The organism is Tumebacillus sp. BK434, assembly GCF_004340785.1.
In the GTDB taxonomy this organism is placed as follows: domain Bacteria; phylum Bacillota; class Bacilli; order Tumebacillales; family Tumebacillaceae; genus Tumebacillus_A.
The window spans coordinates 895,254-908,603 of the sequence record NZ_SLXS01000001.1; the positions used below are offsets into that span (position 1 = coordinate 895,254).

At 54.6% G+C, this 13,350-nt stretch carries 12 protein-coding genes and 1 tRNA gene; all 13 read right to left on the minus strand.

Going from position 1 to position 13,350, the window contains the following annotated elements; all coding sequences use genetic code 11:
• Nucleotides 1-314: 314 nt before the first annotated feature.
• The 13 genes from EV586_RS02865 to plsY all read right to left on the minus strand — a co-directional run bounded on the left by EV586_RS02865 (nucleotide 315) and on the right by plsY (nucleotide 13,331).
• On the minus strand, nucleotides 315-1,484 hold the full coding sequence (locus tag EV586_RS02865; RefSeq protein WP_132943557.1) for a helix-turn-helix domain-containing protein: 1,170 nt from the start codon (nucleotides 1,482-1,484) through the stop codon (nucleotides 315-317).
• A 508-nt stretch (nucleotides 1,485-1,992) separates the two neighbouring features.
• Nucleotides 1,993-2,598: a hypothetical protein gene (locus tag EV586_RS02870; protein WP_132943558.1), complete on the minus strand. Its 606-nt coding sequence runs from the start codon at nucleotides 2,596-2,598 to the stop codon at nucleotides 1,993-1,995.
• Nucleotides 2,599-2,883: 285 nt separating this feature from the next.
• Nucleotides 2,884-2,960, minus strand: a tRNA-Pro gene (locus EV586_RS02875).
• Between the two features lie 167 nt (nucleotides 2,961-3,127).
• Complete coding sequence (locus tag EV586_RS02880; protein WP_132943559.1) at nucleotides 3,128-3,895, minus strand: fumarylacetoacetate hydrolase family protein; 768 nt, start codon at nucleotides 3,893-3,895, stop codon at nucleotides 3,128-3,130.
• A gap of 65 nt (nucleotides 3,896-3,960) precedes the next feature.
• The gene (locus EV586_RS02885) at nucleotides 3,961-5,316 is read right to left on the minus strand and encodes a hypothetical protein (RefSeq protein ID WP_132943560.1); all 1,356 of its coding nucleotides are present in this window, start codon (nucleotides 5,314-5,316) and stop codon (nucleotides 3,961-3,963) included.
• Nucleotides 5,317-5,429: 113 nt separating this feature from the next.
• Nucleotides 5,430-6,302 (minus strand): DUF1028 domain-containing protein, encoded by an 873-nt coding sequence (locus tag EV586_RS02890; RefSeq protein ID WP_132943561.1) that lies wholly within the window; start codon nucleotides 6,300-6,302, stop codon nucleotides 5,430-5,432.
• Nucleotides 6,303-6,325: 23 nt separating this feature from the next.
• Complete coding sequence (locus EV586_RS02895; RefSeq protein WP_132943562.1) at nucleotides 6,326-7,942, minus strand: acetate--CoA ligase; 1,617 nt, start codon at nucleotides 7,940-7,942, stop codon at nucleotides 6,326-6,328.
• A gap of 158 nt (nucleotides 7,943-8,100) precedes the next feature.
• Entirely contained in the window at nucleotides 8,101-8,373 is a 273-nt protein-coding gene (locus tag EV586_RS02900) for an HU family DNA-binding protein (protein WP_132943563.1), read from the minus strand.
• A 217-nt stretch (nucleotides 8,374-8,590) separates the two neighbouring features.
• On the minus strand, nucleotides 8,591-10,069 hold the full coding sequence (gene spoIVA / locus EV586_RS02905; protein ID WP_132943564.1) for a stage IV sporulation protein A: 1,479 nt from the start codon (nucleotides 10,067-10,069) through the stop codon (nucleotides 8,591-8,593).
• Between the two features lie 311 nt (nucleotides 10,070-10,380).
• Nucleotides 10,381-11,211, minus strand: a complete 831-nt coding sequence (locus EV586_RS02910) for a lipoate--protein ligase family protein (RefSeq protein WP_132943565.1) — start codon at nucleotides 11,209-11,211, stop codon at nucleotides 10,381-10,383.
• A 10-nt stretch (nucleotides 11,212-11,221) separates the two neighbouring features.
• The gene (gene gcvH, locus EV586_RS02915) at nucleotides 11,222-11,626 is read right to left on the minus strand and encodes a glycine cleavage system protein GcvH (RefSeq protein ID WP_132943566.1); all 405 of its coding nucleotides are present in this window, start codon (nucleotides 11,624-11,626) and stop codon (nucleotides 11,222-11,224) included.
• 59 nt (nucleotides 11,627-11,685) lie between these two features.
• A complete protein-coding gene (locus EV586_RS02920; RefSeq protein ID WP_481937743.1) occupies nucleotides 11,686-12,729 on the minus strand; it encodes an NAD(P)H-dependent glycerol-3-phosphate dehydrogenase in 1,044 nt (347 codons plus the stop codon).
• A gap of 11 nt (nucleotides 12,730-12,740) precedes the next feature.
• Entirely contained in the window at nucleotides 12,741-13,331 is a 591-nt protein-coding gene (plsY, locus tag EV586_RS02925; protein WP_347812662.1) for a glycerol-3-phosphate 1-O-acyltransferase PlsY, read from the minus strand.
• Between the last annotated feature and the right edge of the window lie 19 nt (nucleotides 13,332-13,350).

Below are 13,350 nucleotides of genomic sequence, written 5' to 3' on the forward strand. Positions count from 1 at the left end.
CATTCTCGTCATCCTTTCCTCTATTAAGTATTTACGAATAGGATAATTGGAATGGGTTGCAAATAATACATTTCAAATTAAGTATATTGACATTGTTTAAAACGACATATGTCAATTCGAAAAATGACATAAAAACGCCCTCGTTAAAAATAACGAGGGTACGTATCGCTTACTGGAATGCTATGATTCCAGCCGGTTCAGGTGGCACAGTTTGCGCTTGGTTGCTTACAGTCTTATCGCCTGCAAGCATACCAAGAAGCGCTGCAAACACCAATCCTGAAAGTATCCATTTCCGCACTAAAATCCCTCCTCATTTAAAAATTCACTCTTTGTACCTGAAAGAATACGGCTCTTTCATAGTATCTTATTGCGTTGTCTCCGTCATCTTTCAAATAATAAAACTCCATCAGCGATTTGCAAGCAAGATAACGCAGATTTACGCTTAAATTTGTATTATTTAGCACCGACTCAGCACAGGAAGGATCATCTTTCGCAACCGTTCTCATGATCTGCAACCTTCCCCAATATTCAGGATAATCCTGCGCCAAGGAATCATATTCGTCAATAATTTGTAGGGCTAAATGATAATCTCGAAGTTGCAGAAGTGACTTAACATACTCTTTTAAAGCTATGATTAAGATTTCTTCAAATGACTTCACAATGTTGATCGCTGATCCTAACAATCGGGCAGACGTTTTGTAGTTGCCTAGTACATATTCATAATGTGCGACATTGATTAAGGCTCGCCCGATTTGTTTATTGTCGTTTGTTTGCTCGAAAAGTTCTAGCGACCGATATGCGAGTTTTTTGGCCTGCTCTAATTCGCCACGATCCTCATTCATGATCATACGAGTGTAATACGCCATACTTAGTTTACTTGGATCATCAGAAAACACGTCTTCAACGAGGTTCAGCATTTCTTCGATATTGCTATACTCTTTTCGAATGGTAAAAGTTAACATCAGGTTCGAAGTAACAAGGTGAAGCAATTGTTTATCTTCGAATTCTTTCTCAATACGCTTTGCATACTCGTAAGTAGCTAACCACGTTTTGTGGGCTTCTTCGTATTTTTCTTGGACAAATTGCACTCGGCCTAAGTTATTAAGGCTGTAGCCTTTTTCAGTAAGACCCAGTGCTACTTCAGCCAATTCTATTGCTAACTCCTGCGCTCGAATTAGCATCATTTTTGTTCTTTTTTTACCAGTCAGGAATTTAACCAATTCCTGTTCTTTTTGAAAAGTATCTTCCTGTTTCAGCCGTCCCTGGGACACGTTCAGGCCTTTTGAGATAAGCTCTAATTCCGATGGAGCAATTCGTCTTGTACCTAGAAGCATGTGACGAAATGTTTCTCGATTCATTCCGACCTTCTCCGCAAATGCGCGAATGCTATAAGCTTCGCCTTTTTCGGTCATTAATTCCGAAATACGTCTCCCAAGTTTGATTTTGGCAAGCGTTGAAGTCGCTGTATATTCAACCGTAGACACCAAAATGCCCTCCTATTACAAATATCTATTGATATAGATAAAAATTCTCTCACAAAATATCATTTTATAATTATATATAATGATTACTCATTTGTACATGATGCTTCTAACTCTTTGGGAAAGACATTTCCCTCCCTCATCCGATGAAATCACCAGTTTCAGTAGAACTGTCTCTCATACCCTTTCTCAAGGCTTCATATTTGCCCTGAATTGAGCTTTTGAATTGAAAAGGTGCACTGGATGCAGTGAATCTGAGAATCTAATACAGCGCAAAAGTTGACTATTTTGATACGATGGTCGCTTTGTCCGGCTGCAATCGATCTTGACCAAGTCCACTGAACGTATTTACCACGAAAACCACCCCGGCAATGAAAAAAGGAGCGGCAAAACGCCACTCCCCATAGGGTTCTAACTCAATACATTACTTATAGGCACACGTATCCGCGTCCTTAGTATTTCCTTTATCTTATTCCTAAGTATATAAACTCAACGTACCACAGGAACGTGACTATTTTTCGTACTTAGCCACAACTTCATCTTTAAGCTTTTGGAAGTGTTCCAAATCAGAGCCCATAAACTCCACACGGGGATCTAACAGTGCCGCTTTCATTCCTTGATTGGTTTTAGGGTGCTTCTTGAATTCTTTCAAATTCAGATCAAACTTCCCTTGATAAATGCCTACAATCGCATAAAAATCCGATTTGACAACTTTTCTAAGGAACAAACAGTACACTCCATTTTCATCCATCCATTTATATCCTTCTGTATTAATATACTTGTTATCCTCTACGGCAGCCTCTTCAAGTACCACAATTTTATCGCCTGATTTTCCCTCTCCTTTAAAAACTTTATCAACTTTCACAACAGACTTAGAAAGTGGGATTGACCAATCCTCTTTAACCTGAAGTGTATAATCGCTGCGTTTCCCCGTATACTTCCCAATTACGATCAAATCCGAAGATGCTTCCAAATCAGATACGGTTTCAAAGGTTGGGAGAGTTGCTGAAGCTGTCGCTACCTGAACGTTCGCAAGGTTAGGTTCTGCCTGATAAAAAAAATATGCCGCTCCGGCGATCATCAAACTGATTCCGACGATTGCTAATTTTTTTCTCATTCAATCTCCTCCAATTGCTTAGTATTTCCACGTCCCCATTCATGCATGACCACGTAAAGTTTGTTTGTACAAGTAAAGCTCCCTGCCATCATTTTGTAATCATTATAATCGATCTTTAGACAACAAAAACGCCTCCCCATTTCGATCTACTATACCGAATGGAAAGGCGATGTTTAGGGCCGCCCCCCTATTGAACGAGGAACCGCACCCAAGCGACACTTTTTCCTGCATTCCCTAAAACAAAAAAACGTGCCGGAACCAAGTCCCGACACGCTTCTTACAATATGGTCGGAATAGCGGGATTCGAACCCACGACCTCACCCACCCCAAGGGTGCGCGCTACCAGGCTGCGCTATATTCCGATGATGATCTGTAGTTGTGTGATGCTGCGCTTTTGATGGGCGCAAGAGTGATTATAAAGGAATACTGAATCGAATGCAAGGGGTTTGGCGAAAAAGTGAGGGACTTCTTTTTGGAAATCCCTCGGCTTTCACTCGCTTGCTTCACTCTATGCAGGGAGCCTGCTGCATTATGCCCTGACGCGGTTGCTGAGCGTCCCGACGCCTTCGATGGTGATCTCGCAAAGGTCGCCCTTCTGGAGCGGCCCTACGCCCGCCGGAGTGCCGGTGGTGAGGATGTCGCCGGGTTCGAGGATCATGACTTGCGAGGCATAAGCGACCAGCTCATCGACCGTGAAGATCATGTCGGCGGTGCTGGCAGACTGCTTCACCACGCCGTTGAGCTTCGTCTCCAGTTGCAAGTTCTGATAATCCAGCCCGGACACCACGTACGGGCCGAGCGGGCAAAAGGTGTGGAAGCCTTTAGCACGCCCCCATTGCCCGTCTTGGGCTTGGTAGTAGCGCTCGGATACATCGTTCAGCACCGTGACGCCAAAAACGTGCTGAGCGGCGTCTGCGGCGCTCACTTGGTATGCCCGCTTGCCGATCACCACGGCCAGCTCGCCTTCGTACTCCACGTCTTTCGCGATGTCCGGCAGCACGATCTCCTCTCCGGTCCCGATGATCGAGGACGGCGGTTTTAAAAACATCATCGGCTCCTCCGGCAGTTGCTTGCCGCGCTCCGCAGCATGGGCTTTGTAGTTCAGCCCGATGCAGATCACTTTCGACGGGACGGTCGGCGACAATACCTTCACGTTCGAGAACTCGTACTCCACGCCGGTCAGCACCGCCGTGCGCACGTAATGCCCGGCCAGCTCCCGTACGTTGTCCCCGTCGATAAACCCGTATTTCACACGACCCTCGGCTTCAAATCGCAAGTATTTCACTGTCGTCGTCATGGTTCGATTCCTCCGGGTGTCTTTTTGTCACTTCGCGCGTTTTTTCTAATTCCCACGGAAATATCCTATGACAAGAGTTTGCCCAGAAGATCGGCGACGCCGTCAATAATCTTCGTCAGACCTTCGAGGATGCTGTCCAGCCAGCCCATTTCTTTCAGATCAAACAGGGCGGCAAAATCGAGCTGCGGAATCCCGAACACCGGATCGACCGCCGACTCCCCTTTGACGTGCTCGACCGGAATCACTTTTTCATCGTTGACCGACACTTCGTTCGGGTTGTTCATATCGACGGTCAGTACCGCCGAATCTGCCACCCAGCCGTTGTTGCCGAAGACGTAGAGCTTAAAATGCCGCTTCCCTTCCGCTTTCGGCTCTTTGTAGGTGTAGATGAATCCGCCCTTGCGCACCGTCACCGCCCCGTAGCGGGCTTCCTGCAGGTCGTCCGCCTCGCGGGTTACAACCGGCTCGGCGAGCAGGTCGTTATCCTGATAGGTGACCAGCGTGTAGTGGTAATTACTTTGCTCGCCTTCCTGGTGCCACGAAAAATGCAGCTGGTAGCCGGCATCGCCCTGCTCCGAATAGGACGCCAAGGTCAGCTCCGGCTTGGCCGGCGGGGTAAAAGCTCCGCCCTCCCCTTTCATCTGCGAGTAGAAATAGTCGTACAGACCGGGCACTTCGCTCGCCAGCGGCAGGGTCAGGTTCTCCTGCGGCTGCACGTTGAACATCGAGCCGTTCCAGGAGATCGCGCCGACCTCCTCGCCGTTCAGGGTCTGCTCGATCCGCGACTCGAACGGCGTTTTCGCTTTCGCCAGCGGCGAGCCGAAGAGCTGCACGTAATCTTCCGCCGCCACTTCGGCCAGCTGCCAGCGGTGCTCGGTGTCTACCGTGACGTTGATCCGCGCGTCTTCGGACAGCCCGCGCATCTTCGCATAGGTCGTCTCCCGCCAGCGCTTGCTGTCGGTCAATGTGATGCCGTCGTGCTGAAGGGTATAGTAATGGGTGACATGGTGACCATATTCATGTGCCAACGTATGGGCAAACGCGGCCGGTGTGGTATGCTCGCTGCCGCCGTACAGCTCGATTTTGCCCGGCCGCATTTTCGGCTTGCCTTGAAACACGCCGGTCACCGTCTGAAAGATGTACTGCCCGGCCACGCCTTTGCCATGCGGATAGCCGTCATAGACCTCCAAGGCGTTGAGCAGTTCGATCTCATCCCCATGTGTATTCTGCAGCAATTCCCCATGCAACGCCTTCAATTTTGCTTCGTTCCATTTCGGAGAGTAACTGGTGAGCACCATTCCGTCAGGTGCCGTGTAGATGGCTTGTACCTGTCCTTCCGCCGCGGCGAGATTCCCCATTCCAAGCAGCATAAACAGAACCAGAACAACTGTGTAACACCTGCGCATCAAGTTACGGCTCATCGGTTCCCTCCTTCGCTCGATTCGAATTTCCCGGATTGTCTGCTCCTTTCATGATAACACAAGGGGAGCCTCTTCCCAAAATCGGCTCCCCCTCACTGTACAATGATATGCGGTTATTTGGAGCGCATGAACTCCAAGATTTCCTCGTCGATCTGGCTGTCTTCCCGCCAGCGCGTGTCAAAATTTTCAACGGCGCAGTAGTCCTGCAACGCTTTTTTCACCACGTCGTCGTAGCTGCTGTACGCACCGTCCGCTGTCAGGTACTCCATGCGGGTCAGGTGCCCGACCAGCTCGTTCAGCACGTCGCCTTCAATCGGGCGCAGCTTGTTCGGGTCGGTCTCCCCCATGTACAGGCGGTGCAGCTTGAGCAGGCGCTTCAGTTCCTGCGTCGGCGCCGGATGGTCATCGACGCGCAGGTCGACATAGCGGTCGATGTGGCCGTCATACGCACCTTTTTCTTTCACGACGTACAAGGCAGCCCCTTGCTTGCCACGCTTGTCGCCGCCCGCTTCGTCGCCTGCGATCAGCGCTGCCAGCAGGCGGTCGGCCAGATCGCCGCGCGCATACTGGAAGGAGATTGCCATCGCGTCGAGCACTTCCGGCCCGGCCAGCAGGTTGCCCTGGCAGGTGAAGCCTTCGCCGATGTGATGGAAGGCGAAGTCGTGGCACTCTTTGCCGGTAAACGCCGCTGCGTTGCCGTGGCGGTCGACGATGCCGACCTGGCGCCAGTCTTTGCCTTCATCATTTGCCAAAAGCAGTTGCAGCGTCTCCTGCGCTGTCTTGCCTTCCGCGAGCAGCTTCAGACCGTCCGGGCCAAAACCGGTGTTCGCCCAAGACTGGGTCGCCACCGCGCCGACGTTAGCCTGTGCCCATGGCACGATCGAGCCGACCGCTAAAAATTTCGAAGCGACGGCGACGCCGATCTCCCCCGTTTTGGGGTCGCAGGCGACGATGGAAAAGGTGTGGATCAAACGATCACTGCGCATGTATGGTTGCCTCCAATCAGCGATTAGCGCGCTTTGTCTCGTTCCGCAGCGCGCAGTTCGACGCGGCGGATCTTGCCCGACGTGGTCTTCGGCAAGCTGTCAACAAATTCGATGGCGCGCGGATATTTATAAGGAGCGGTCAGGTTCTTGACATGCTCTTGCAGTTCTTTCACTTTCGCGTCAGACGCCTGTTCCGGGCGCTTGAGCACGACGAACGCTTTGACGATGTGACCGCGGTCCGGGTCGGGCGCTGCGACCGCTGCGCACTCGGCAACGTCCGGGTGCTGCACGAGCGCGTCTTCCACTTCGAACGGCCCGATCGTGTAGCCGGACGAGATGATGATGTCGTCCGCACGTCCTTCGAACCAGATGTAGCCGTCTGCGTCGACTTTCCCTTGGTCACCGGTGACATACCAGTCGCCGCGGAACGCGCGTCCGGTGCGCTCGGCGTCGTTCAGGTAGCCTTGGAAGAGGATCGGCGCGTCTTTGTGCACAGCGATGTCGCCGACGGAGCCGGTTGGCACGACGTTGCCGTCTTCGTCGATGATCCCGATGTTCACGCCCGGCGACGGACGGCCCATCGAGCCGGGACGAACATCAAGACCGACAAAGTTGCCGACGAGCAGCGAGTTCTCCGTCTGGCCGTAGCCGTCGCGGACGGTGATGCCAAGGTGCTTTTGGAACGCGTCGATCACTTCGCGGTTCAACGGCTCCCCGGCGGAGCAGGCGCTGCGCAGCGCCTGCGGCTTGAAGCGCTCCATGTTGTCGACTTTCGCCATCAAGCGGTATTCGGTCGGCGTCGAGCACAACACGGCGATCGGGTGCTTGGCGAGCAGGCTGAGGTACGTTTCCGGGTTGAAGCGGCCGGCGTAGACGAACGCGGTGCCGCCTTTGCCGAGGATGGAGACGAACGGGCTCCAGATCCATTTCGCCCAGCCCGGTCCTGCCGTCGCCCAGGCCATCTCGCCCGGCTGCACGTCAAACCAGTACGTTGCAGAAATTTTTTGATGTGCGTACGGCCAGGCGTGCGTGTGGATGACGCCTTTCGGGCCGCCGGTGGTGCCGGATGTATAGGACAGGAACGCCATCTCGTCGGAGCGGGTCTCGACCGCCGTGAACTCGGTGGATTCGTCGGCGACGAGCGCTTCGTACGACGTCCAGCCCGCTTTCTCACTGCCGACGATGACGAAGGTGGTCAGGGTCGGGCACTGCTCGCGGATCTGGTCGACTTCGGAGGTGATGTCGCCAAAGGCGATCACCGCTTGGGCTCCGGCGTGGTTGGCGCGGTATTCGATATCTTTCGGGCGCAGCATCTCCGAGCCCGGCATGACGACTGTGCCCGATTTGATCAGGCCGAGGTAGACGATGTACGCTTCCAGCGAGCGCGGCAGCAGCACGATCGCGCGGGCGCCGCGGGTCAGGCCGAGCTTCTGCACCGCGTTCGCCCAGCGGTTGGACGCTGTCTTCAGCGCTCCGTATGTAAGCTGCAAAACGTCGCCAGCTTCGTTCTCCCAATGCACGGCGAGCTGGTCGGGATGCAAGTCCGCGTAGTCGTCCACCTGCTTCGCAAAGTTGTACATCTCCGGCACATCTAGTGTGAAGGCTTTCACTTGTTGTTCGTATGCTTTGTCAATGGTCATGATGCTGCAAACCTCCTCGATGCTCCTCAGTGATTCGTTTACTCACGTACTACTAGTTCCACGATTTGCGCGAACATTCCTGCAATACGACAAGAAAGTTGAGAGAAGAATGCAATAAAAAAGAGCCTCTTCGCTGCGAGACTCTTTTTGTATGTATATTACTTGATGGAATCTTTGAATTGCTTGCCCGGTTTGAATGCCGGAACCTTCGCTGCAGCGATATCGATCTCTTCGCCGGTTTGCGGGTTGCGACCTTTGCGAGCGGAACGCTCACGGACTTCGAAGTTGCCGAAGCCGATCAGTTGCACCTTGTCACCGGATGCCAGCGCTTCTACGATACCGTCGAACACTGCATCTACCGCGCTCGCAGCATCCTTCTTGGAAAGGTCCGCCTTTTCAGCTACGAGGTTGACCAGATCTGTCTTGTTCATGACCTATTACACCTCCTCTGCTATTACCTTTGTTAGCAAGAAAACGCGATTCTATACGTGTCTGCCAAAGGTTTCTATCAGAATCTATGGGTCATTATATGGCATGTTTTATCAAATGTCTAGTTACGACCCTAGCATCGGGACTTTTGACTCATTTTATACGGCTGAGAAGCGCAAAAAAGCACAGGAAATCCTGTGCTTCTGTGCGGTATTTCGATTAAAGAATGATCGCAATCAGTCCGCCGCTGCCTTCGTTGATGATGCGTTCCAAGGTTTCTTTCAGCTTATACTGCGCGTTTTCCGGCATCATCGAGAGCTTCGCCGAGATGCCTTCGCGCACGATCGCAGCCAGCGATTTGCCGAAGATGTCAGAATCCCAGATCTTGAGCGGATCTTCTTCGAAGTCCTGCATCAGGTAGCGCACCAGCTCTTCCGACTGCTTCTCCGTGCCGACGATCGGTGCGAATTCGCTTTCCACATCGACGCGGATCATGTGGATCGACGGCGCGGTCGCCTTCAGGCGCACCCCGAAGCGGGAGCCTTGACGGATCAGCTCCGGCTCGTCGAGCGTCATTTCTTCCAGCACCGGCGGCGCGATCCCGTACCCGGTCAGGCGCACCATGCGCAACGCTTCGGCCACTTTGTCGTATTCGCGTTTGGCGTAGGTGAAGTCTTTCATCAGCTGCAGCAGGTGGTCTTTGCCGCGGATCTCCACGCCGACCACTTCGGTCAGCACTTGATCGTACAGCTCATCGGGCGCGATCAGGTCGATGTCGGCCACACCGTGACCCATATCCATGTTCGCCAGCGCCGCACGGGCGACGAACTCAAATTCGCCGAAGTGTGCGACCACGCGGTCGATGTCGCGCAGGCGGCGGATGTCTTTGACCGTCTCGCGGACGCATTCTTCAAAGTTGGAGCGCAGCCAGTGCTCCTGGTCGAGCACCATCACCCAGCTCGGGAGGTTGACGTTGACTTCGTGTACGGGGAACTCGTAGAGAGCTTCGCGCAGGACGTTCATGATGTCTTCCTGGCGCATCCCCTGCACCGACAGCGCGATGACCGGCTGGTCGTATTTTTCCATCAGCTCTTGGCGCAGCGCTTCGGCGCGCTCAGAGTGCGGTTCGGTCGAGTTGATGACGATAACAAACGGTTTGCCCATCTCTTTCAGTTCCGCGATGACGCGCTCTTCCGCTTCGATGTAGGAGTCGCGGTCGATCTCGGCGATCGAACCGTCGGTGGTGACGACCAGACCGATCGTCGAGTGGTCCGCGATGACTTTGCGCGTACCGACTTCGGCCGCTTCCTGGAACGGAATCGGCTCGTCGAACCACGGCGTCGTGACCATGCGCGGGCCGTTTTCATCTTCGTAGCCGCGTGCGCCTTCGACGCAATAGCCTACGCAGTCCACGAGGCGGACGTTGATGTCCAGCCCTTCTGCAACGCCGATTTCAACCGCCTGGTTCGGGATGAATTTCGGCTCGGTGGTCATGATGGTCTTTCCGGCAGCCGATTGCGGCAACTCGTCTGTTGCGCGTACGCGGTCCGCCTCTTCCTTGATGTTCGGAAGGACGATCAGCTCCATAAACTTCTTGATAAAAGTAGATTTCCCCGTACGGACAGGGCCCACGACACCCAGATAGATGTCGCCTCCGGTCCGTTCCGCGATGTCTTTGAAAATGTCGAACTTTTCCACTCTGTTCCCTCCTTATTCTGATCGGCGATGACTCTGTACGCGAACCCCGTGAGCCGATCCCTCCCCTTGAAAGGCGAATACGGCATCTATCAAAGCCGAAACTCAAACTCTCCCAATTGGACAGTACATGTATATGACCCGGGAACGAGATTATGCTGATCAGGCTCCGCGATTTTGTCCAACCCTCTTGGGATGTGCTATGGTTCTACTCTATGACGCGGTATGGAGAAGTAGAACAAGCCCCCGTATCCCTTTTCACAAAAAAAAAGACATCCGGGAAGATTGCCTCCCGAATGTCATGATATGTCAGGTTATTTTCTATAATTCCACGAATCTGCGCCATATTTGTCACGCACCAACTGCTCGGCCAGCTCCTGCTCAAACGGAGTCAGCCCCGCCGCTTCCAGTTGCACGCCAAGCCCGCGCGCGAACCCGGTGGTGAACGCTGTGACGGCCTGCTCGTAGGAGATCACCTGGCCGGAAAAGTCCTTGATCGACACGGCGCGCTCTTTGAACGTCTCCATCATCCGCTCTCGGATGCGCTCGGAGGAAAACGTCAGCACGGAGAACAGCAGCTCCGCGTCAAGATCTAAGAGAATCGAGCCGTGCTGCAGAATCGTATGCAATTGCCGCACCTGGGCGCTGCCGACCACCTTGCGGCCTTCGACGACCAGCTCGTACCACGACGGCGAATCGAAGCAGGCTGCCGAGCCCATCGACTCGAACTTCTTCTTCTCCTCTTCGTCGGCGAGCGAGACCATCTCCGCCTGCAAGCCCAGTTCGCGGAACCCTTCCAACAGCCCCATCGACAAGACGCGGTAGCTTTCGTTGACCGACGTCGGCATCATCGGATGCGACTCGGAGACGATCACCGAGTAGGTCAGTTCCTGATCGTGCAGCACCGCGCGCCCGCCGGTCGGGCGGCGCACGAAGCCGAGGCCCTTGGCTTGTAATGCGTCAAAATTAACCTCTTTCGCCGAACGCTGAAAATAGCCGATCGACAGGGTCGCCGGGTCCCAGCCAAAAAAACGAATAGTCGGAGGCACAAGCCCCCGACTATGAGCGTTTAGAATGGCTTCATCGACCGCCATGTTCCAGGCGGGACCCGAGAATCCAGTATTCAAAACGCGCCACGTTTCCATTGCAGACAGCCTACTTGGAGATCAGCGCGGTGTACTCGTCAGCAGACAACAGGTTGTCCAGCTCCGCAGTATCCGTCAGTTCCACGACCAGCATCCAAGCGTCTTCATACGGAGATTCGTTGACTTTCTCCGGCGCGTCGTTCAGCGCAGCGTTGATTTCCACGATTTTGCCGGAAACCGGCGCGTAGAGGTCCGATACGGTCTTGACCGACTCAACCGTGCCAAACGTGGTGTTCGCCGTGATTTCGCCGCCATCTTCCGGCAGCTCCACGAAAACGATGTCACCCAGTTCGGACTGTGCAAAATCGGTGATCCCGATATATGCGCGGTTGCCGTCAACGCGTACCCATTCGTGTTCTTTGCTATACTTCAAATCGCTCGGTACGTTGCTCACAATGATTCCTCCTTGCACCATCAAAAAAAGTTTCCAAACTATCGCCTATTGTACCAGATCATACCGCTGTCTCACAACACTTAGGATTCCCAAGTCAGCGGCACGGCCGAAGCGACTTCTTCCATCTCGTGGCTGCGGCGGCGACCCATCAGGTCTTCCACCGCCACGCGCGGCGATTTGCCAGCGAACAGCAGGTTGTACAAGGCATCGGTGATCGGCATCTCCACGCCGCGCTCCGCTGCGATCTTGTACGCAGCTTTCGTCGCGCGCACGCCTTCGACGACCATGCCCATCTGGTCGAGCACTTCCTGCAGGCTCTTGCCTTGTCCCAGCGCGAAGCCGGCCCGATAGTTGCGGCTGTGCAGCGACGTGCAGGTGGCGATCAGATCACCGACCCCGGCCAGCCCGGTCAAGGTCATCTGCGACGCGCCCATCGACACGCCGAGGCGCACGATCTCCGTGATACCGCGCGTCATCAGCGCAGCCTTGGTGTTGTCCCCGTAGCCGAGGCCGTCGGAGATGCCGGCGCCGAGTGCGATGATGTTCTTCAGCGCCCCGCCGATCTCTGTGCCGATGACGTCCGGGTTGGTGTAGACGCGAAAATACGGCGTCATCAGCAGATCTTGGAAGCCTTCAGCCGTGCGTTGGCTGCGCGAGGCGGAGACGACGGTGGTCGGAATCCGCCGCGACACCTCTTCGGCGTGCGACGGGCCGGAGATGACGGCGAAGCGCCCCGGATCGATCTCCGCCAGCACTTCTTCCATCACCTCTGTCATCCGCTGCCCGGTGTCGAGGTCGAAGCCTTTGGTCGCATGCGCGACGCGAACATCCGGATCGAGGTGCGGCCGCATGCGCTGCAGCGTATCCCGGAACACCGAGGACGGGGTGACGACCAGCACCCATTTTTTGTCCCGCACCACTTCCGCGATGTCAGCAGATGCGCGAATCCCTGCATGGAGAGTCACATCCGGCAGATAGCGGCTGTTCGTATGGTCTCGGTTGATTTCATCCGCCTGTTCTTGACGGCGTGCATACAGGTCGACTTCGCACCCTTTGTCGGCCAGCACATTGGCCAGCGCCGTGCCGAAGCTCCCTGCCCCGATGACAGCTACATGTTGCATCAAGGGGTCCCCCCTTACGTTTTCGCTCCCAGCTTGTTCTCTCTCCCGGCCACCAGCCGGCCGATGTTCGAACGGTGCCGCCACAAGGACAGCACAAACGCCGCTGACGTGAACCACACGTATTCGTGCGGCGCGTGCAGCAGATAGGTGAACAGCGGCAACAGCGCGGTAAACACCAGCGCGGCCAGTGATACATAGCGCAACCAGTACAGCATCATCAGCCCGAACGCTCCGGCGATCAGCGCCGGGACGGGCACCAATGCCAGCACCGCGCCGATCGTCGTCGCGATCCCTTTCCCGCCTCGAAAGCGGAAGAAGACCGGCCAATTATGGCCGAGGATCACGACGACCGCAGCACCGGCGACAAACAGTTCCGGCACAGCCAGCCATTTGCCGATCAGCACGGCGAGGACGCCTTTGAGCGCATCGAGCAGCAGCACGATCCCGGCCAACTTCGGCCCGAGAACGCGCATCGTGTTCGTCGCCCCGGCATTGCCGGAGCCGTGATCGCGGATGTCGATCCCCGCGAATTTTTTCGCCAGAAGGGTCGATGTGGATATCGACCCGAGCAAATAGGCAGTCAACATGACAAAAAAGGCTGCCACATTCTCTCCCCCGTTTCCC